The 18,051-nt window shown below is 64.5% G+C and carries 23 protein-coding genes; 6 read left to right on the top strand and 17 right to left on the bottom strand.

Features of this window, described 5'->3' with window-relative positions; genetic code table 11:
• Window positions 1–59: 59 nt before the first annotated feature.
• From IU452_RS07855 to IU452_RS39445, 4 genes are all read right to left on the bottom strand, one after another.
• A complete protein-coding gene (locus IU452_RS07855) occupies window positions 60–332 on the bottom strand; it encodes a hypothetical protein (RefSeq protein ID WP_195108201.1) in 273 nt (90 codons plus the stop codon).
• The gene (locus tag IU452_RS07850; RefSeq protein ID WP_195108200.1) at window positions 329–625 is read right to left on the bottom strand and encodes a hypothetical protein; all 297 of its coding nucleotides are present in this window, start codon (window positions 623–625) and stop codon (window positions 329–331) included. The genes IU452_RS07855 and IU452_RS07850 overlap by 4 nt, the downstream gene beginning before the upstream one ends.
• Window positions 622–1,479 (bottom strand): methyltransferase, encoded by an 858-nt coding sequence (locus IU452_RS07845; RefSeq protein ID WP_195108199.1) that lies wholly within the window; start codon window positions 1,477–1,479, stop codon window positions 622–624. The genes IU452_RS07850 and IU452_RS07845 overlap by 4 nt, the downstream gene beginning before the upstream one ends.
• A gap of 337 nt (window positions 1,480–1,816) precedes the next feature.
• Complete coding sequence (locus IU452_RS39445) at window positions 1,817–2,035, bottom strand: hypothetical protein (RefSeq protein ID WP_416382288.1); 219 nt, start codon at window positions 2,033–2,035, stop codon at window positions 1,817–1,819.
• Between IU452_RS39445 and IU452_RS07835 the strand changes: the two genes are divergently transcribed.
• Window positions 2,001–2,183: a hypothetical protein gene (locus IU452_RS07835; RefSeq protein ID WP_195108324.1), complete on the top strand. Its 183-nt coding sequence runs from the start codon at window positions 2,001–2,003 to the stop codon at window positions 2,181–2,183. The two genes, IU452_RS39445 and IU452_RS07835, sit on opposite strands and share 35 nt — an antisense overlap.
• A gap of 213 nt (window positions 2,184–2,396) precedes the next feature.
• Here the strand turns inward: IU452_RS07835 and IU452_RS07830 are convergent, their stop codons facing one another.
• On the bottom strand, window positions 2,397–3,461 hold the full coding sequence (locus IU452_RS07830; RefSeq protein ID WP_195108197.1) for a DUF4192 domain-containing protein: 1,065 nt from the start codon (window positions 3,459–3,461) through the stop codon (window positions 2,397–2,399).
• Window positions 3,462–3,920: 459 nt separating this feature from the next.
• Window positions 3,921–4,532, bottom strand: a complete 612-nt coding sequence (locus tag IU452_RS07825; protein WP_195108196.1) for a hypothetical protein — start codon at window positions 4,530–4,532, stop codon at window positions 3,921–3,923.
• 480 nt (window positions 4,533–5,012) lie between these two features.
• On the opposite strand from IU452_RS07825, the gene IU452_RS07820 reads away from it, so the two are divergent.
• Window positions 5,013–6,233: a helix-turn-helix transcriptional regulator gene (locus IU452_RS07820; RefSeq protein ID WP_324192489.1), complete on the top strand. Its 1,221-nt coding sequence runs from the start codon at window positions 5,013–5,015 to the stop codon at window positions 6,231–6,233.
• Between the two features lie 156 nt (window positions 6,234–6,389).
• Here IU452_RS07820 and IU452_RS07815 read toward each other — a convergent pair whose 3' ends face one another.
• From IU452_RS07815 to IU452_RS07790, 6 genes are all read right to left on the bottom strand, one after another.
• Complete coding sequence (locus IU452_RS07815; RefSeq protein ID WP_195108194.1) at window positions 6,390–7,199, bottom strand: class I SAM-dependent methyltransferase; 810 nt, start codon at window positions 7,197–7,199, stop codon at window positions 6,390–6,392.
• Between the two features lie 23 nt (window positions 7,200–7,222).
• Window positions 7,223–8,197: a UDP-glucose 4-epimerase GalE gene (gene galE, locus IU452_RS07810; RefSeq protein ID WP_195108193.1), complete on the bottom strand. Its 975-nt coding sequence runs from the start codon at window positions 8,195–8,197 to the stop codon at window positions 7,223–7,225.
• A complete protein-coding gene (locus IU452_RS07805; RefSeq protein WP_195108192.1) occupies window positions 8,194–9,219 on the bottom strand; it encodes a hypothetical protein in 1,026 nt (341 codons plus the stop codon). The genes galE and IU452_RS07805 overlap by 4 nt, the downstream gene beginning before the upstream one ends.
• Window positions 9,220–9,221: 2 nt before the next feature.
• Window positions 9,222–10,532, bottom strand: a complete 1,311-nt coding sequence (locus IU452_RS07800) for a phosphomethylpyrimidine synthase ThiC (RefSeq protein WP_195108191.1) — start codon at window positions 10,530–10,532, stop codon at window positions 9,222–9,224.
• A 65-nt stretch (window positions 10,533–10,597) separates the two neighbouring features.
• A complete protein-coding gene (locus IU452_RS07795; protein WP_195108190.1) occupies window positions 10,598–10,879 on the bottom strand; it encodes a hypothetical protein in 282 nt (93 codons plus the stop codon).
• Between the two features lie 208 nt (window positions 10,880–11,087).
• Window positions 11,088–11,408, bottom strand: coding sequence for a hypothetical protein (locus tag IU452_RS07790; protein ID WP_195108189.1), 321 nt, complete (start codon window positions 11,406–11,408; stop codon window positions 11,088–11,090).
• Window positions 11,409–11,591: 183 nt separating this feature from the next.
• Between IU452_RS07790 and IU452_RS07785 the strand changes: the two genes are divergently transcribed.
• Both IU452_RS07785 and IU452_RS07780 read left to right on the top strand, forming a co-directional pair.
• Window positions 11,592–12,947, top strand: a complete 1,356-nt coding sequence (locus tag IU452_RS07785) for a helix-turn-helix domain-containing protein (protein WP_195108188.1) — start codon at window positions 11,592–11,594, stop codon at window positions 12,945–12,947.
• Window positions 12,944–13,531: a GNAT family N-acetyltransferase gene (locus tag IU452_RS07780; protein ID WP_195108187.1), complete on the top strand. Its 588-nt coding sequence runs from the start codon at window positions 12,944–12,946 to the stop codon at window positions 13,529–13,531. Before IU452_RS07785 ends, IU452_RS07780 begins: the two co-directional genes overlap by 4 nt.
• Before the next feature lie 389 nt (window positions 13,532–13,920).
• Here the strand turns inward: IU452_RS07780 and IU452_RS07775 are convergent, their stop codons facing one another.
• From IU452_RS07775 to IU452_RS07765, 3 genes are read right to left on the bottom strand one after another with little or no spacing between them, the layout of a single operon-like run.
• Entirely contained in the window at window positions 13,921–14,406 is a 486-nt protein-coding gene (locus IU452_RS07775) for a Clp protease N-terminal domain-containing protein (protein ID WP_195108186.1), read from the bottom strand.
• 7 nt (window positions 14,407–14,413) lie between these two features.
• Window positions 14,414–14,620, bottom strand: a complete 207-nt coding sequence (locus IU452_RS07770) for a helix-turn-helix domain-containing protein (RefSeq protein ID WP_228816728.1) — start codon at window positions 14,618–14,620, stop codon at window positions 14,414–14,416.
• A 28-nt stretch (window positions 14,621–14,648) separates the two neighbouring features.
• Window positions 14,649–14,987, bottom strand: coding sequence for an NAD(P)H-dependent oxidoreductase (locus tag IU452_RS07765; protein WP_195108185.1), 339 nt, complete (start codon window positions 14,985–14,987; stop codon window positions 14,649–14,651).
• Between the two features lie 92 nt (window positions 14,988–15,079).
• Between IU452_RS07765 and IU452_RS07760 the strand changes: the two genes are divergently transcribed.
• Window positions 15,080–15,442 carry a winged helix-turn-helix transcriptional regulator gene (locus IU452_RS07760; RefSeq protein ID WP_195108184.1) on the top strand — a complete coding sequence of 121 codons (363 nt, stop codon included), beginning with the start codon at window positions 15,080–15,082 and terminating at the stop codon, window positions 15,440–15,442.
• Here IU452_RS07760 and IU452_RS07755 read toward each other — a convergent pair.
• On the bottom strand, window positions 15,398–16,288 hold the full coding sequence (locus IU452_RS07755) for a hypothetical protein (protein WP_195108183.1): 891 nt from the start codon (window positions 16,286–16,288) through the stop codon (window positions 15,398–15,400). The two genes, IU452_RS07760 and IU452_RS07755, sit on opposite strands and share 45 nt — an antisense overlap.
• Window positions 16,289–16,434: 146 nt before the next feature.
• Here IU452_RS07755 and IU452_RS07750 point away from each other — a divergent pair, with 146 nt between their 5' ends.
• A complete protein-coding gene (locus tag IU452_RS07750) occupies window positions 16,435–16,752 on the top strand; it encodes a nuclear transport factor 2 family protein (protein ID WP_195108182.1) in 318 nt (105 codons plus the stop codon).
• A 533-nt stretch (window positions 16,753–17,285) separates the two neighbouring features.
• On the opposite strand, the gene IU452_RS07745 is transcribed toward IU452_RS07750, so the two are convergent.
• Entirely contained in the window at window positions 17,286–18,044 is a 759-nt protein-coding gene (locus tag IU452_RS07745) for an HAD-IA family hydrolase (protein WP_324192488.1), read from the bottom strand.
• Window positions 18,045–18,051 lie beyond the last annotated feature (7 nt).

The following is an 18,051-nucleotide window of genomic DNA, read 5'->3' as shown; positions in this document are numbered from 1 at the left end:
GCGTTGGTGAGCAACGACAACGAGAACGAACCGCCGCGGGGATCGAGCGGCAGCGGGGTTCAGGGTGTGTCGGCGGGTGTGGTGAATGCGGCGATATCGGTGCCGGCCAGCCAGTTGCGCCAGGCCCCGTCGATGGAGGGCCGGGAGCCACCGGAGGCGACGAGCATTGTGAACGCGCGCGCGAAATCGATCGCGTCGCCGGAGCCGCGCCCGGCGGCGTCGCAATAGCCGCGCGCGTAGCCCAGGGCCTCCCAGCACATCCGCTCGGCCTCGGGATTGGTCCTGATCGCGTGCAGCCACTGCTCGAACGACGGTCCGGGAGTCGTGGTCATGACGTACCGCCTGGCGCTGTGGGCTCGATGTCACCGTGGTCGAGCCAGGCTCGCAATAGCGGTGGGTAGGAGCTGCGGGTGCCGGTGTGGAATTCGGCGGCGGCGATCGCGTAGGTGCGGGCGAACGCGGTGGCCTGGTCTGTATCGAACGCGGTCGGACCCCGTGCATCCTGATAGCCCCAGGCGTATCCCTCCGCGCGCAGATACGCGTGCAGAACCTCGGGATCCACGGTCAACGCCGCCCGGAAACGCTCCACATCGACCATCGCCCGGATCACAGCGTCGCCGGTCACGGCAACCTCCTCGGTGACGTTCGAGACTCGAGAGTGAACAGGGGACACCGTGGGGAATCGAAGCCGGTATCCCTGGCAGGCCAACGGCGTGCGCCGAGGACGGTGGGATCGGTGAAGTCACAGACGACGACTTCGATATCGGGTGGTCGCTGGTGCCATGCGCTGCGAAAGAAGGTGGTGTCGATGCCGTTCGAGGGCTCCAGCGTGATCCCGGTGCTCGTGGAGAAACGTTCGTATTCGTCGTCGCCGGTGCCCGTGACGATGTGGCGTTCGCCGCTATAGCGGAACGGGGCGGCGGCTTGAGGGATGAGGAACACCCCGTGCCGGGCGATCTGCGCCGCGACTGCGATAGTGTGATACTCAAACCGGAACCCGTTGTAGCCGAACGCATTCGCCGACCGAGCGATGCGACCGTACGGCGGGTTCGCGATTGCGGTGTCGAATCCGCGCATTCGCCGTGCGGGAATGTTGAGCAGGTCATCGCAGACCCACACCGCTTCCGGCAGCACCTTCATTCCCACTCGCACCAGGTCGGGATTGCGTTCCACGCAAACCAATTCCGGTGCGGGCTCACCGTTATGGCGCTGGCCGAACAGGTTTCGACACGCGAAGGCGAGATGACCGATTCCGGCGGCCAGGTCGATGATCCGAGTGCCGAACACATGCAGCGTCATCGCGCGCGCCAAGGGCAGCGGTGTGAAGAACGCCCCGTGGGAAGCGTGTTCCAGATTCGCTGATTCCTGCCAGTGTGTGAGGACGAATTGTTTCTCGTCCTCGTCCAGATCGCGTCGCAACTCGACCAGCCGCGACGCTTCACGATGGGCCGCTACAGCTCGCCTGCTCAACTTCGACATGAGATAGTCAACTCCTTTCGAAAACAGATGCGCCGCACCGGAAACGGGGGGCTCGGAAGTGGCCGCTCGATTGATGACTCATGCCTCAGGCATGAGTGCGTGAGCGCCGGTGAATCGAAATCGCTGTCGATAGAAGCGAATCCGGGCGCGATGCGTGGTTGCGGGTGGTTGGTGGGCGCGACGCGTGGACACCGGCGGCGTTCAGGGGGACTGTCGAGCCGCACGCTTTTCGCGGCTCGACAGCCCCGCCGCCGGTGTAGCGTGCGACCGCCCACCAACCACCCGCAACCCCACCAACCCCCGGCGGAACGCCAGGTTCTCGGACACGATGCCTTGGCTACATGCTGTTTCGGCGCAGGTGGACGGCTAGGTCGATATCAGCGAGGGTGGGCGCCGGGTCGTCGCGTAGGTCACACAGTGACCAGGCCACCGCCAGAACACGCGCCGCGCCACGTTCGGTTACCACGCCCCTGGTCACGAGCCGATCCAGAAGTGTGTTCACAGCGCGGTCGGTTCGCACCTTGTCCCGCACGATCTCGGGCGGCACTTTCCGCATCTCCATCGAAATCGACTGTGCCCCAACGTTTCCGCGCAGCCTGGCGGGCGCGGTTGATCCGTTGCCGCGCCTGGTCGAGAGCATCAACTGGCGTCGCGGTGGCGTGGGTATCGGTGATGGTCAACTGGAGATCGATGAATTCCGCTAGCGGACCACCACGCCGGCCTGCGCTATAGGTGCGAACCAGCTCTGGCGGGCAGAGGCATCCACCAGCGCGGGCCGCCGGTGTAGAGTGCGCTAGCCCGCCGCACCACCGGACACGGCTCGTACAGGACAGTGGTCCCGAACGTGCACCCGAAAATGCACCAGCGGAGAACTTCTCGGGCGCACAATGGTTTGGACGCCTGAGGGCGGACCAGGTTCAGGGCTGAAGGGACAGTCCTAGTTGGGATGCGGTCTCATGGCCGCGTTCGGCGAGTCGGCGGAGTTGACTCGGCGGAAAGCCAGTGCGCAGGGCGAGGTCCAGCATCGCGGCCATTTCGTGACGGCGGTTCGAACGCAGAGCGGCTTTCAACGCGATACCAGCTGCGGGACCGTCGCCCGCCATGTACGCGCTGTAGCCGAGCAGGGCGGCAGCCTCAGCACGATACGGGTCCGGCAGACTTTGGGTGAGCAAGGCCCACAAATCACGCGCTGCTCCCGCCCGGCCGGTCGTCGCCAGACCGAGCATGCAGTCACGGACCACTTTGTCGCACAAGGCAATTGCGTTGTCGGCCATTCCGTGGACAGTGGGTGCGGTACCAGAAGCCAGCGCGTCAACCTGCTCGATCAGCAGGCGGACCGCCTCACGACGACGCTCGACGAGCCCGATGTCCGAGACAGCCGATGTCGAGTACGGCGAACCGTCAACGTATTTCGCTGAGATCAGCCGGTGGACGAGGTTCGCCAACTCGTGATCCGGTTCGACGACCTTCTCGAACTCAGCCCACGAACGAAATACCCTCCGGCCGGTCATGACCCGCGCGACCATCAGCGGCGACGCCTCGGGATCGGAGACCACCCCTGTGAAGGTGGGATCGAACACGCTCCACCACGGGGAGCCCGCCGAGATCGTTGGTGTGGCCCAGACATGCGGCAACGGGATGCCCTCGGCCTCGAGAGCGTCGGAGAACGCTTCTCCGATCCGTCGCTGTACGGTGGGTTTATTTGTCGGACAGGATGGTTCGCTGTCGACCAGAATGACCAGAACGCCTTTGGCGTCATGTTGGGCACATAATCTGGCCGCCTCACGGGCAACAGTCGTGAGTCTGCCCTCGGGAATGGGGAGGGCGCGGCGTGCGGCGGTGCCGAGTCGCACCTTCTCGGGATCGCTGGCGGGCTCCAGCATGATGAGGACAACCGAATCGGCAGGATAGAACCCGAGCAGAGCTGGAACAGCAGCGAGAATCTCCCCAGGATCGTCGGCGGTGAAATCTGAGTCGAACATGCGGCAAACCCCTTCGCTGTGAACAGGAACGGAAGCTCAGCGCGAGGACGAAGCCCGCGCGGCCCGTCAACACCCCCGTTCAACTGAAAGGACAGGGGCGTCCGGCCCTGGGGCCGGTGGGCGCACTCCAGAGACACCGGCGGCGCGGGTGCGTGGTCACGCCGCACGCTTTTCCGCGGCGTGACCACGCCGCCGCCGGTGTAGAGTGCGACCGCCCACCGGCCCCAGGGGCCCGACCACCGGTCAGTTCCAGAGGTCGCCGCAAGGCAGGGGCGGCAGGTCGGGGCGCACCTCGTCGTCGATAGTCACACGCAGCTCAAGTGCACTGCGTGCGCTTGCGAGTTCCTCTGCGACATCCCGGGCCTGCTCGTCGCTGGCCTGGTAGTCCAGTTGCAGCGCCCCGGATTCGATGTGAATGTGCCGGATGGGTCTAGGGAGAGCCGAGGGGTGCATCGCGTATCACAGCCCTGGCGGGATTCGCTGGCCTGCTTCGATTTCCGCAGCCAGTCCGTCGTAGGCGGCGCACAGCTCGCACAGCTGGTGGGCTTCCGGCAGCTCCTCCGGATCCATCGCCTTGGCGGACACTGTTTCCCAGAGATCGGCCATCCGCGCCGCGATTTCACCGATCGACTGCGTATGCACCGCTACCTCCGGCACACCCTGGTCGCGCAGCGTCGATGGAGTGTTCAGTTGCCGTCGCTTGTGTCGCCGCAGCAGACGGTCCGCCACTGCGTCGTCGATGACCAGGATGAGCATCTCGATATCGGCGTGGGCTGAAACTAATTCGGCTGCAGCCTGTTTGATCTGATCTGTCGACGTGCTCGTATGGCTGAGTGCCTCGAACGCCAACCGGTACTGCCGCAGGCACTGGACCAGCTCCGCTGCCGGGTCCAAGATGTCCGTCGCCGCCACAGGAGTGCGGCCGGCAAAGGCCGCCAGGAACATCTCGCTGGACGGCAGCGGCTCGACCGGCGCCCACTCCGGCATCGGCGAATCTGAATTCGAACTGTTGGCGTCCTCAGGGCGTTCGCCCGGATCGTCACCAGGTGTAGTCGTAACCACGGCGATCACCGGGGTGGGGTTCGGACAGCTTCACTCGCCCGGTCGCCACGAGTGCCTGTGGCGCGGCGGCCCTGTGCGGGCAGTCAGTCGCGCGACAGGCGACATGGAGTTGCATCATGGTGTGGGCTTGGTCGGCGGTGAACGGCGCCCGCGGTGCCTGATGACTTGCTTGTTCAGCCATCGCGACCGTGTGATGCATGGCAAGGGTGTGCATGACGATCGGTACCTCCGGATCCGGAAACGGTCACGCGGTACCCGATACCGGGGCTTTCGCTACCCGCCCCGGCTCACCGAAGACCGATACGCCGCCGAAGGAAGCGGCGTCACTCGACATCGGGTACCAGGTCGACCGTATGGCCGAAAAAGCCCTGGTGAGCGTTGAAATTGTCAGGACCGTTCTGGATATACGAAAATCCGTATACTCTGCCGGGACAACGGTTTTCTGCTAGACAGCCCAGCTTTCCGCGTCGACAATTGGGGGCGTTGGACATGCTTATGACAACCGGCGATGTCATCCGACGGCTCAGAAGGTCGATCGGCATGACGCAAACAGAGCTGGGTGCCCTTATCAATTTTTCCCAGCCTGCGGTCTCGCTCCTGGAGCGTAATGGTCCCGCTTCCTTCGACATCCGCGTCCTGCGTCTCGTAGCAAGAGCATTTCAGGTGCCTTTGGCGATACTGGTGGTGGAGTCGGACGAGGAGGCGCAGGTGGATCGTCGTCAGTTCTTCAGAGTCGGAGCGTTAGGGGTGGGGGCGGCGGCAGCCGGTGCAGGTCATGCGGTGGCTTCGGGCATCCAGGTCGGTGTGAGCGACGTGGTCGAGATCCGAGGCAGCGTCAACGAAGTCCACGAGCTCGATCTGCTGGTCGGGGGAGATCGGCTCTGCCTCCTCGCGGCCGGACAGGTGCACCGCGCCCAGTGGCTGCTCGACAATGCCAGCTACACCGAGGAAGTCGGCAAGGCGCTCGCCTCCGCCACGGCTGAGCTCATGACGGCCGCCGGGTGGGTGCATTTCGACGCCAATGAGCGGCAGGCCGCGCGCGAGTTCTACGCTGACGCAGTTCAAACCGCCAACGAGAGCGGTGACGGGATCGCGGCGGCGCACGCTCTGATGAACGCCAGCATCATCGACCTTCCCACGATTGGGCTCGCGCCGTTCGACGGGGAGGCATATCGACCTCGTCCACAAACGGCGGTCAATCTGTCGCGGGCCGCCCAGTCCGCTGCCAGAGGACAGGGTGGTCCGAAGGTTCGTGCCCTCGCCGAGCTTCGCGAGGCGCAGGCCCAAGGCGTGATCGACTCGACTTCGATGGAGAAGGCGATCGGTCGAGCACATCGAGCCTATGAGTCCGGCCGTGGCTACGACCCCGAGTGGGTGTGGTTGCCGGAAGCGGAGTTCAACGCCTTGATGGGCATCGCCTATCTCGGTGCAGGCATGAATAAGCAGGCTGGCTCCTATCTCCAGGCTGCTCATGACACCGCAGGCGACTGGCCCCGCGAAAAAGCCGCTTGGCAGCTGTACCAAGCGCAGAACTACATCGACGCCGGCGATCCCGCCCGAGCATGCTCGCTCCTGAGCAAGAACTTCGACGCGATCCAGAGAGTCGCCTCGGCCCGCTTGCAGCGGAAGCTCGATGCCCTTGCCGCCAAGATCCGACTTTACGCGGACATCTCGGAAGTGAAGGAATTCCTGGAGAAGCAAGCTGAATAGGTCGGCTGAATGGTCGGCTAGGCAGTGCTGTCTTTCAAAACATCTCGAAACTGAGTTCGCCGCTCTGTTCCGCCATGCCCCGGGTGCTGGGTATTCCGCGACCGGCACTCCTGTGGCCGATAGGTGCGGCCTCAGGTTTGGTGGGGCGGGGGGCTGTTAGGTGGTGACGGATGCGAGCGCGACGGTGTAGCCTTTCGGGTCACGCGATCGTTCGCCGGGGTGGGTGGCGAACCAACATTCAATGTCGGCGGCGACGCCAGCACGGATCTCGGCGCGGTGCGGGTTTTCGGGTGCGATTCCGCAGAACGAGAACAGGGACTCGGCGAACGCGATCAACGGCTGCGGATGGTCGAAGCTGAGGGCGTTGTCGAAGGTTTCGATGCAGGTGTTGCCGAAGGCGTCGCGCATCATGTCGGGCAGGGTTTCGCTGTTGACGGCGTTGTTGATCATGCCGGTAGCGGGCGGTACGCCGTGGTTGCGGGCGTGTGTGGTGACGAGTTCGTATGTGCGGTGGCAGGTCCGGGCGTGGTTGACGACGACGGCGACGGTGCCGCCCTGTCGGGTGATGCGGCGGAACTCCGACAGCGCAGCGGCGGGATCCGGTACGTGGTAGAGCATGTGCCGGGCGGTGCAGACGTCGAATTCGTTGTCGCCGAACGGTAATTGCTGAGCGTCGCCGTGAACGCCCTGGACACCGGGAATGGATTCGGCCGCGGCCACCATCGTCTCCGAGGAGTCGACGCCGACTAGTCGCCCGGTGTGCCCGGCCAAGGCAAGTCGGGCGAGGAATCGCCCATCGCCGCTGCCGATGTCTGCCAGATCCTCACTACCAGCTAGCGCGAGTGCATCAAGAACGGCGGTGCTCGGGTCGTCGGGTCGTTCGGAGAACCGTTCGTGGGTAGTGATGCGGATCTGCAGCGGGGTGAGCGTGGCGTATTCGGTAACCAGGGATGGTTCGGTGGCCATCGCGTTCCTCTTTCCGGTGTCGGTCAGTGCAGGGTGCGGTGGAATTCCCATGCGTCGCTGACGATGTCGTGGATGTTGGGTTTGGTTGGTGTCCAGCCGAGTTCGTTGTGTGCCTTTGCTGACGACGCGTACAGCACTGCGGGGTCACCGGGTCGGCGTGGCGCGATCTCGACCCCGAGGGAGCAGCCGGTGACGTCTCGGACGGCTTGTATCACTTGCAGGTTCGAGAACCCGATTCCGTTGCCGAGGTTGTAGATGCGATGTTCGTTCGGGGTTATGGCGCCGAGGGCGAGCAGGTGGGCGTGGGCCAGGTCGGTGATGTGGATGTAATCGCGGATACAGGTGCCGTCACTGGTGTCGTAGTCGTCCCCGAACAGCTGGAGCTTATCTCGGCGACCGAGTGCGGCATCGAGGGCCAAGGGGATGAGGTGGGTTTCGGGATCATGGCGTTCCCCGATCATGGCGCCGTCGTCACAGCGGTGGGCGCCTGCGACATTGAAGTACCGCAAGCTGATCGCACCGAGTTGTCCGGCGCGGCAGTAGGATTCGATAGCGCGGTCGATCGCAAGTTTGGTATCGCCGTAAGTGTTGACCGGTGCGGTGGGGGCGGTCTCCATGAGTGGCAGTTCGGTCGGTTCGCCGTAGACGGCAGCGGTGGAGGAGAACACCAGCCGTTCGACACTGGCGGTGCGCATCGCGTCGAGCAGAGCCAGCGAGGCGCGAGTGTTGTTGTCCCAGTGCCATTCCGGGTGGTTCATGGATTCGCCGGCGGCGATAAGTCCGGCGAAGTGGAGCACGGCATCGAAGCCGGCGCCGGGGGTGAGGATGTCGGCGATGTCGTGGACGCGGCAGCGGACGAAGACCGCCCCGACGGGGACCTGGTGGTCGTCGTTGCGGGAGAGGTCGTCGGCGATGACGACTTGGTGCCCGGCGTTGATCAGCATGTGCGCGACGGTCGCGCCGACATAGCCTGCGCCCCCGGTGACCAGCAGTTTCATACAGCCTGCACTTTCATTGCGAGGAGATGGTCGTGGATTTCCTGTTTGTGCTGCTGGAAATAGGTCTCCGGGGTCGACGGCACCCGCGTACCGGTCCAGCCCGTGATCCGTTCCCAGGTTTGCCGCTTCACCGTAGTCAACGCCCGGAAGTCCGCGGTGTTGTTCCACACTGCCGTCATCGGGCGTACGAGTTCGTGCACGGTCTCGTGGTGGTGCGCGACGATCCGGCCGCTGCTCGTTGCTGAGTAGCGCGTGCCGGTGACTGCGTCCACGCGGACGTGGCCGAAGTGCTGATCGAATTCGGTCAGCGCCTGGTGCAGGTAGGTCCAGAACCGGCCGGGATGCAGCGGCGGTCGTGTCGGATTCGCTCGCCATGCCAGTTCGGTGCGCATCTGTTCGGCCACGTGTGGCGGCATGCGGTCGAAGTCGTGGTTCGCATAGGCGCCGTTGAGCATGGCGGTGGCGCGCAGGATCTTCATGCACAACCGGTTGACGGTGAGGTGGAACTGCATCGAGCCGATCCCGGCCTGCCATTGGTCGTGTACGGCGTACCAGAAATACGCCTGTGTGTAGAACAGCAGGATCTCGTAGGCGTCGCGGGCGTCCAGTTCGACCGGGTCGTGCCCAGGCAAGCCGTGGTCGTTCAGGGACAACCCCAGGTTCTTGAAGTCGTAGCCGAGCGAGGTCTGAAGGGCCTTGTAGTCGCGCAGCGACAGCGTCATCAGTTCAACCGTCGGGAACGACTTTCCGGCGAGGTTCATGAACTCGACCTCCGGTAGCGCCGGGAGGGCCGTGTATACGTACAGGAAGTCGACATCACTGAGCAGCTGATGTCCGCCGTTGCGGGGAATGTAGGTCGGTTCACCACGTGCGAACGACCCGCCGACGATCAGCCAGTGGTGAACTGGAACGCTCTGTCCGAGCGCGAGCAGATCCTCGGCGGTGGCGTACGCGGCCTCAGCTAGGCCGGGTGCGGGAGGAAGGCGACGGATGATCTGCTGAGCCAGCTTCGGGGCATCCATGATCAGTCTCCCGCCACCCGAGGCATCGGCAGTGGTGTGGCTTCCGCGACCCGTGGTTGTTCCTCGTGCTCTTTCTTGGCGACGATGTGCGGGCAGTACTTTCCGCAGATCGTGCAGGGCGCGCCCGTTTTCAGGCCGTGCTGGATGAACACCTGATTCGCCAGATCTCGATACAGCGCGTGTCCGGCCTGGATCTCCCAGTTGTTCGCGCGGCGGGCCACGCTGATCGCGCGCTGCCGTGTTACCTCGGCGTGGTTGTCGCGTGCGACTTCGAGGGCGGTGATTGCGACGCGGGCCATACGGACCGAGGTGGCGGTGTCGGGTGCGGTCGGCATGGCGTAGTGCTCGTTGTGGGTGATGGACGCGAACATATCCCCTCCACATGTCCCCGCGGCGGCGATGCCCAAGGTGTTCACGGTGTCGTCGAGGGTGACGCCGTTATCGATCACCATCGGCCCGGCCAGCCACAGCGGAGCACCGCCGAGCGCTTTCTTGTAGGTCGGGATCAATTCGGGGATGCGGTGCAACGGCATGTGGCCGCCGGTCTCGCAGAGCACCTGCACGCCTTCTGCGAGGATTTCCTTACGCAGCGCGGCCAGCAGCTGAATCTCCTGCCATTTCAGCTCGTCACCGGCGTCGGCGGCGCAGCCGGGGCGGAAGATGTCGCCGAGGTCGAGCACCACCTCGCGTCGGCGGCAGATCTCGATGATGCCGTCGAGGTATTCGATCAGCGGGTTCTCGGCGTTGTGCATCTTCATGTACCGGGCAACCAGACCACCACCCCGGGACGTTGTCGGCATGACACGCGGCGATTTCTCCATCTGCTCAGCGAGCGCAGGGGTCATCCCCATGTGCACCAGGACAAAATCCACGCCGGTTGCGAGGCCCATCTCGAAGCGCTCCAGAAACTCGGTGCGGCTCAACCGTCTTCGCGGATCGGTGAACAGGTCATAGGTCAGACAGGCGCCGAGGGGGATGCCCATCACCTCCTTGAGGTCGGCGCGAAGTGCAACGCCTTCAGGGTTGGTGGTCAGATCCATCACCGCGTCTGGTCGCGCAGCCAGGATGACGCTCATCGTTCCCACGATCGCCTCACGGTCAATGTCTCGAGGCCCGAGTCCTACCAACGCAGCGATCTTGCGGCGGGTACCCGGCCCAACCAACAACGGAGCAAAGCCGGGCATCGAACGACTTGCGCTGCTACACAGGAACACCAAGCGCCCGTCTCGTACGGCTTCCGCTGCCATCTCAGGGTCCAAGTCCTCGTCCACGCACACTGCGAGGAACTGTGGCACTCTGGTCAAATCGGTCATTGTCGAACCTTTCAATCACACTGCAAAACAACAGATTTCGGTCAAAGACGGGTTATTCCGGTGATTCAGTCCTGGGCGTCCTCGGGCCGGTCGGCGTGGTGCGACGAAACCCACTTCTCGGCTTGGGTCTTCGCCTCATCGACGTCGACTGCGGATGCTTCTCGCCGTAGTCGGCCGTCGAGGTAGCCGATTCGCCACGCGACGGTGGTCGCCGTCGTGGCCTTGACGCGCATCCGGTACTCGCCGAAGTCCTTTGTCAGCCACCATTCATCGGGACCGCCGGCCAGGCTCCAACCGTCGACCGCGTGCTCCGGCCGAATCGGCCCAAACGGCACGTTCGTGGTCATGAATGGACTACTTCCGCGCCCCGCGGTGCGCCATGCGCGCCAGCCTTCCGCGCGCTTGTCCCGCCACACCTCGTCCGCAGTTCGGCCACGGTCACCGGCCGTCCGCCAACCCGATGCATGGCTGTCCTGTGCAAGCCACTAAGGAACCGATACCCAGCCAGGGCGAGGGTCGAAGAAGCGACGAACGCGATCGTCGCCGCAGGGGTGCTCATGCGTGCTCCCGTTCCCATACGAATTGACCACGCTCCCAAACGGTTCCGCTGGCGGTGTCGACCACTCTGCAGAAGGTGAGAACGGCGTTTGCCCGGCCATCGAAGTGCTGCAGTCGCGGGACGAGGACCGCGTCCGCGCCGAGCTTCCGAACCAGGTTCAGGAGGTCGACTATGTGATCTTTCGTTCGCGACGACCCAGCGGCGAGTGTCCGGGCCAGATCGAACCCGTTATTGCGGGCGTACTCCCGTATCTGGCGCTCATCGTTGCCCTGGTCGGTTCCGGAGAGTTCCTTATCCACAAATCCGATTGCCTTCATGTGCCTGCACTCCGCGTCGGTAGAACGGCTCGAGGGCACCCGCCGCCGGAGCTCTGGCATCAACCCGGCAGCGGGGCATATTCACAGCGTCGCCGAGCTGAGCTACTCAACCCAGACACAAACCTCGTACGGAGGTCGTACGCTTCCCGTACGGACCGTTGGATGCGCGGGCAAGGGGCGGCGATGATCGTCATCACCTGGACAGGGAGAGAAGTCCGGGCGCTACGAGACATCGCCCTGCGGATGACGCAGGACGAATTCGCCGAAGAAGTTGGATACCGGACTGCAACAGTCCAGAAGTGGGAGTACCGAGCGACCGACGAGCGACCGGTGCGCGGCCGGTCGGCCGAAGTGCTGGACACTGTGTACGCACGGCTGAACTCTGTACAGCGAGAGCGGTTCTGGTCTGCGCTCGCCGGTGCGAGACCGCCCCTAGGAGGGCATCCTGTCCTCGAAGGGCCATCATCCACCGCTGCGATACGTGACAGGCTCGACTCACCAGGGCTCGGGTCGTGCACGTGGGAAGTCGAAGACGATGTGAAGCGACGTGAACTCGGGAAGCTGACTGCCACCGGCATAGCTGCACTTCTCGCCTCTGGCGGCTATGGCCGTGTAGGCATGGGCGACGTTCGAGATCTGCTGGACGGCGTGGACGCCCTCGAGCAGGAAGACCAGCGGGTAGGCGGGGCAAAGGTCATAGATTTCGCGGTGGAGGAACTGGCACGCGCGAAACGCGCGCTCGACATGTGCGTGTACGACTCGGCAACCGGTGACGCTTTCATGAGCGCCGTGGGGCTACTAGCAGCGCAAACTGGTTGGCTGGCTTACGATGCCGACCGGCACGACCTCACACGACGCTGCTACGACGAGGCAATGGCGCTGGGAACGCAAGCCGACGACAACGATCTCCTCGCCCATACCTGCATGAATGCAGCGAACCAGTCCATCGCACTGAGCCGAGCAGGCGAAGGTAGTCCGTATCGCGCTCTCAAGTTGGTCAATCGCGCCCGTGATCTCATGCGCGGCCGGCCTCCCGGCCGCATCCACGCCCTGATCGCGGTGCGCGAAGCCCAAGTGCACGCCGTGCTGGGCGACCGGGCGGCGTTCGGACGTGCAATTGCGACCGCCTGGCGAGAGATCGACCACGCAGCCCAGTACGAGCCGATCAACGAATGCCCGCAGTGGCTGCGGTTCGTGACCCATTCGGAGATAGCCGCGCTCGAGGCGCGCGGCTACGGCGATCTCGGCTTGCTGACCAGATCCTTGGATCTGTACGAGGCCGCAGCGGCGAATCAGGGTGTCGGTACCCGCAACGCGACAAATCTCAGGGCCTGGACAGCCGCAACAAGAGCGCAGATCGGCGACCTTAGTGGCGCACTGACCGAGGCGCAATCCGTGCTCGGCGATCTCGCGAAGCTGTCCTCCATCCGTACGCTCCGCGTGCTGGATCCGGTTCGCCGCGCCGCCGACCAACTGTCTCCGGGTGAGGAATTCTGCGAAAAGTTCGACATCCTCGAGCACAAGGCGATCACGGCATGACTGATGCTCTCGCGGGTCTTGAATTCGAGCATCACACCACACAATCAGCACGGGAACTGCGCGAAGTTGTAGAGGACATCTACCGCCGCTCCTACGTGGACGCCATCGCATCCGGCGACCCCTTCGACTCGCCCGCGGAGTTCATGAACCGATTCGACGCCTACACCCGCGGCTACAACGGGTTCGAACTCGTGATCGCACGCGCTGATGGCAAGCCAGTCGGGCAAACATGGGGATGGCCACTGCCACCGGATGGCCGCTGGTGGGAAGCGTTGAAGTTGGATGACCCAGACGCAGACCGGGAGGCATTCACAGTCGAGGACGGGGTGCGCACGTTCGCACTGAGCGAGATCATGGTTTGCGCCGATTACGCTGGGCACGGCGTGGCGCGAGCTTTGCACGATGAGCTACTGATCCGCCGACCCGAGAAGCGGGCGACATTGCTCGTCGAGCCGGATAACGAGAGAGCGTATCGCCGCTACCGCAGCTGGGGCTGGCGAAAAGTCGGCACAATGAAGCCTCATTGGCCGGACGCGCCGCGCTTCGATGTGTTGATCCGTGAGTTGGAACGGGACGCAGCTTGATCGCGTGGCGGGAACTGCGATCTAACATCAGCGTAGCGCTCCCGGTGGTGAGTGGCGACAGCGGGCCACCCGGCCCTCAACCGCATCAGCCTCCGGGTGGAGCCCCGCGGTGGCTGAGTCCAATCCCGGCGAACCGCTGGCTGTGGAGGATGTTCGGTCCGTTGTGACCGATGCCGGCTACCAACCAGCACATCTGCTGCCTGCGCCTGCACGTCTCGATGACAGTCAAGCACTGCACCATCAACCCCTACGCGCGTCAGTAGGCGAGTAGCGGGACGGCTATTGCGCGGCCGAGACAGAGGCTCGGTCTCAGTGGATCGGACCCGTGCTGTTCGGCGATAAGGCTGAGTATTGCCCGCGTTGGAATACGGGTTTGCCAGCGCAATTCCTCAGGGTTCCAGGGCGGCGAGGCGTTCGCGGGTTGTGTGGGGGTCGATGCCGAGGTGGGTGAAGAGTTCTACGGCCGGGTCTGGGGGAGTCAGGGTGAGTAGGGAGCGGAGCAGATGATTCGGTGCGAGACGCCGGGTCTTCAGGCTGGTCGCACCTACCGCGTCGCGGAGGACGGCTCGGGCATTCGAGGTGGAGTTGTTGCGGCTCAGGGGGAGTGGTTTGTAGGGGCGGGGGCCGGGCAGTTCGAGTGCCTGTACGTCCAGTCCGATCGTGGCCAGGGCGGTGCGGTCGAGGTCGTCGAGCGCGGAATGGGCGTCGTCGAGCGTGACATTGAGTGCGCGCGCCGCCGCGGATTCGGGGTCGTGCAAGAGGCCGAGGAGCAGGTGGTCGGTGCCGAGCCGTCGCGCGCCACGCCGACCGGCCTCGTCGAGGGCTGCCGTGAGTACGGCTGCGAATGGGTTCGACTTGGTGATCCGATCCCACATGGTGGTCTCACTTTCCGTATTTCGTGTGTGCGGATTGGCGGGTCACGCCGAGCGCATCGCCGATCTGCTCCCATGTCCACCCTTGCGCACGGGCATGCGCCACGGCGGCTGCCTCCACCTGCTCGGCCAACCGGTGCAACGCGCTCACCGCGCGGAATCCGACGGTGGGATCGGTCGAACGCACATGCCGCGAGAGTTCTTCCATCTCCACCATGTCAGTTTTACTTGACAGAGCCGGTTTGTCAAATGAAACTGACAGACGGGGGAGCGGCGCTCGAATCACAATGCGAGGGAACAGGAGTGATCTCATGACCACCGAGGTGATCGTGGTCGGTGCCGGACCTACAGGTTTGATGCTCGCGTGTTGCGTGGCGTTGCCGATCGGACAGGGTCGCGCCGGTGGCGCCGGCCGTGTCGTCGTCGCTCAGGATGGGGTTCCAGCGCTCCGCGTACAGGTCGACCGCGGTGACCTGGTGTCCGGAGCGCCGCAGGTGCTCCACGCCGTGCCGATACAGCGAGTGGCTCAGCGAGTCGGGGTCGGGGTGGGCGAAGATCCAGAGGATTGATCCGGAGGAAGTCACAGGGATACTTTCGTTCCTAGTCCCGGATGTGCCAAGTACTGACATTCGAGGCGCATAGTGACCGAAAGGTAAGCGAAGAGGTAGGAGCCCCAATGCGGAAGCCGGTACAGACGGCGTTGGCCGTATGTCCCGTAGAGGTAGCCGTCGCGGTGCTCGGTGGCGCATGGAAGCTGACGATTATCAAGAACCTGCTCGACGGCCGCCGCCGATTCGGCGAACTCGGCCGCTTGGTCGGCCCCGTCAACCCGCGCGTGCTGACCCGCCAGTTACGCGAACTCGAGGCCGACGGCCTCATCACCCGCACGGTCTACCCGGAGGTGCCGCCGCGGGTCGAATATTCGCTGACCGAACTGGGGGAGTCGCTCGCGCCCGCTGTGGCGTGGTTGAACCGATGGGGAGCCGCTTATGCGTCAGCGGAAGTCCGCGGATCGGGGGAGAGCGGGGAGTCGGTGTAATTCGGCGCGGACCGCGGCACCGTCGAATTCGCCCGACAGCCGCAGGGCATCGGGGGCGTTCTGCGTGACGGTGAGTGTGGCTCCGGCGGCGAGGAGGAGTGCCGAGCCGTGGTCGATCCTCAGGTCGCGTTCGAGCAGTTCGGTGCCGCGGCGCAGGACCAGGCGCGTAGAGGCGGGGCGATCGTCGATGGCCAGGTGCGTCCACAGCGGGCCGGGCCCGTCGAAAACGGTGACGGCCCATACGCCGTCCCAGGAAGACAGGCGACGGGTGTTGTCGTGGTAGCTGTTCATGGCGGTGGCGCCGATGGCCACGGTCACCAGCACCGCGCAGACCAGGTGGCTTGCCGATCCGAGGAGTCGGATCCGGCGATCGGTCACCAGTTCTACGGGGCGGCGACGCGGTGAGTCGGTCTCGCGAATGAGTACCTCTGCCAACCGTTTCCACCAGGGTGCCGACACGACGAGCGCCATCACCAACATCAGCAGCGGCACCAGCACCACCGGCACGCCGTAGGAGATGTTGAGAACACTGACCTGAACCACTGCCGCCATCGACACCAGCGCACCGAGCAGTACGGTCCGGCGGAAGATCAGCAGTATCCCGCCGAGCACCTCGACAGCGCTCGAGATGATCGTGTAGGCCGTCGAGGCGGCCATGAACTTCCACAGCATGCCCGCGCTCGTCGATTCGCCGACCGTGACCAGCATCCGTCCCGGCAAGGTGAACGTGACGAACTGCGCCGGAACAACCTTCACCATGCCGAACCCGATCATCAGCAGCGACAGGGTGACCCGCACGGTGAGATGTGACCAGGCGGCGAGGACGCGAGGGGAGGGCGTTCCCATGTCGTCCCCAACGAGCCGTGGCGCCTGCGGGTTCCGATCGCCGCACCAGCTCTACTGATAACCCTGCGTATTCGCTTTCGTCGTATTCGCCCGGCGGGGTAATGCCGGACGGCACGAGCGGCGATCTGTTCGATTGGATCGTCGGTATGACGGATAAGCCAGCGACGACCGACGCTACGACCACCGCGACAATTGCCGCCGAGTTCGTGGCGCGTTTCGGGGCCTTCTGGGCGAGTCCGGACCCGACTGCGCTCGGCGGACTGCTCCATCCGGACGCTCACCTCATACAACCGCTTCGCCCCGAGATGCACAGCTCGGCCGCCGATGCCGAGGAGCTCGAACGGCTGCTCCGGTTGTGTCCTGATCTGGCCGGTCACCTGCTCTGGTGGGCGCAAGTGCATGACGGTGTCGTCATCGAGCACACGCTGTATCGAGCACACGCTGTCCGGAACCATCGCCGGTAAACGATTCGATCTGCGTGTGCTGGACCGGATTACCCTGCGTGATGGGAAAGTAGTCGAGCGAATCGCCTACTTTGATCCCAGTCCGCTGATATTGGCGATCGCTACCCGTCCGACCGTCTGGTTGCCCTATCTGAGGATGAAACTCGGCAAAGGGGGAGCCCGTCACAACAGGGAGTAGGATGCCGGTTACTTAACATAATGTAGATTATCGGCGTAACAAAGGTGCTGGCCAATGATGGTAATGATCTTGTGCTGCATCGGTTTTCGGTAATCCTTCGGCGGCGGCGCGGTCCCTCTTCGGGTCTGCTGTGCCCCTCGGTCTTGTTATGGGCTGTCAGGTGCAAGGCTCGGTGATTGTTGAGGGTTGGCAAAATCCTTGCGCTGGATGATTTCTGGTGATTCTGGGTTCTGCAGGAAATTTTCCGATTCGCTGGGTTGGGGCTCGTTCCGGGATGGTTCGCTACTCCCGGTCCCCCATGCCCCGGTTCATTCGATCAATACGTCACTGTGACGAAATGAGGTGGGGTCCGCAATCAGCCGCGGACTTCGACTTGCGACAGGTCGGTGACCGTGATGTCGGCGCCGTGGGCGCGGAGGCGGGTGGCGTGGTCGCCGCCTAGGCGGTCGACGCCGATGATGAGGACGAAGTGGCCGCGGTGGGCGGCGGCGACGCCCGCTTCGGCGTCTTCGACGACGACCGTGCGGGCGGGTGTGGCGTTCAGGCGGCGGGCGGTCTCGCGGAGCATGGCCGGATCGGGTTTACCCGGCAGGTGGAGTTTTTCGGCGACCAGGCCGTCGACGCGGACGGTGAACAGGTCGGCGACTCCGGCGGCGGTGAGGACCTGGGCGGCGTTGCGGCTGGCGGAGAAGACCGCGGTGGCGATGCCGCAGCGGTGGAGCCGATGCACCAGGGTGACCGTCGTGTCGAAGGCGGGCACGCCGAAGCGGGTGATGCGCTGCAGGAACAGGTGGTCCTTGCGGTTGCCCAGTCCGCAGACCGTGGGTGTGCCGGCAGGGTCGGTGGGGTCGCCGTAGGGCAGCGAAATGCCGCGGGAGGCAAGGAAATCGGCGACGCCGTCGTAGCGGGGTTTGCCGTCGACGTAGCGGGCGTAGTCGGCGGGGGTGAACGGGGTCGGCCTCTCCCCCGGCCTCGGGTCGCGACTGGTGAGGAAGGCGTCGAACAGTTCGGTCCAGGCGGCGGCGTGTATCGAGGCGCTGTCGGTGACGACCCCGTCCATGTCGAAGATCACCGCGTCGTGGTGGCGGGCGTCGATCACTGGCCTGTCCTGCACACCATCC

The organism is Nocardia transvalensis (assembly GCF_015477765.1).
Lineage (GTDB): Bacteria > Actinomycetota > Actinomycetes > Mycobacteriales > Mycobacteriaceae > Nocardia > Nocardia transvalensis_A.
The sequence above is the reverse complement of the archived record's forward strand: the minus strand, read 5'-3'. Positions and strand labels throughout refer to the sequence as shown.

Coding starts and splice junctions, on each gene's coding strand:
- IU452_RS07855 (WP_195108201.1), bottom strand. CDS start 332: ATGACCACGACTCCCGGACCGTCGTTCGAGCAGTGGCTGCACGCGATC.
- IU452_RS07845 (WP_195108199.1), bottom strand. CDS start 1,479: ATGTCGAAGTTGAGCAGGCGAGCTGTAGCGGCCCATCGTGAAGCGTCG.
- IU452_RS39445 (WP_416382288.1), bottom strand. CDS start 2,035: ATGCGGAAAGTGCCGCCCGAGATCGTGCGGGACAAGGTGCGAACCGAC.
- IU452_RS07830 (WP_195108197.1), bottom strand. CDS start 3,461: ATGTTCGACTCAGATTTCACCGCCGACGATCCTGGGGAGATTCTCGCT.
- IU452_RS07820 (WP_324192489.1), top strand. CDS start 5,013: ATGCTTATGACAACCGGCGATGTCATCCGACGGCTCAGAAGGTCGATC.
- IU452_RS07815 (WP_195108194.1), bottom strand. CDS start 7,199: ATGGCCACCGAACCATCCCTGGTTACCGAATACGCCACGCTCACCCCG.
- galE (WP_195108193.1), bottom strand. CDS start 8,197: ATGAAACTGCTGGTCACCGGGGGCGCAGGCTATGTCGGCGCGACCGTC.
- IU452_RS07805 (WP_195108192.1), bottom strand. CDS start 9,219: ATGGATGCCCCGAAGCTGGCTCAGCAGATCATCCGTCGCCTTCCTCCC.
- IU452_RS07800 (WP_195108191.1), bottom strand. CDS start 10,532: ATGACCGATTTGACCAGAGTGCCACAGTTCCTCGCAGTGTGCGTGGAC.
- IU452_RS07795 (WP_195108190.1), bottom strand. CDS start 10,879: ATGACCACGAACGTGCCGTTTGGGCCGATTCGGCCGGAGCACGCGGTC.
- IU452_RS07790 (WP_195108189.1), bottom strand. CDS start 11,408: ATGAAGGCAATCGGATTTGTGGATAAGGAACTCTCCGGAACCGACCAG.
- IU452_RS07785 (WP_195108188.1), top strand. CDS start 11,592: ATGATCGTCATCACCTGGACAGGGAGAGAAGTCCGGGCGCTACGAGAC.
- IU452_RS07780 (WP_195108187.1), top strand. CDS start 12,944: ATGACTGATGCTCTCGCGGGTCTTGAATTCGAGCATCACACCACACAA.
- IU452_RS07775 (WP_195108186.1), bottom strand. CDS start 14,406: ATGTGGGATCGGATCACCAAGTCGAACCCATTCGCAGCCGTACTCACG.
- IU452_RS07770 (WP_228816728.1), bottom strand. CDS start 14,620: ATGGTGGAGATGGAAGAACTCTCGCGGCATGTGCGTTCGACCGATCCC.
- IU452_RS07760 (WP_195108184.1), top strand. CDS start 15,080: ATGCGGAAGCCGGTACAGACGGCGTTGGCCGTATGTCCCGTAGAGGTA.
- IU452_RS07755 (WP_195108183.1), bottom strand. CDS start 16,288: ATGGGAACGCCCTCCCCTCGCGTCCTCGCCGCCTGGTCACATCTCACC.
- IU452_RS07750 (WP_195108182.1), top strand. CDS start 16,435: ATGACGGATAAGCCAGCGACGACCGACGCTACGACCACCGCGACAATT.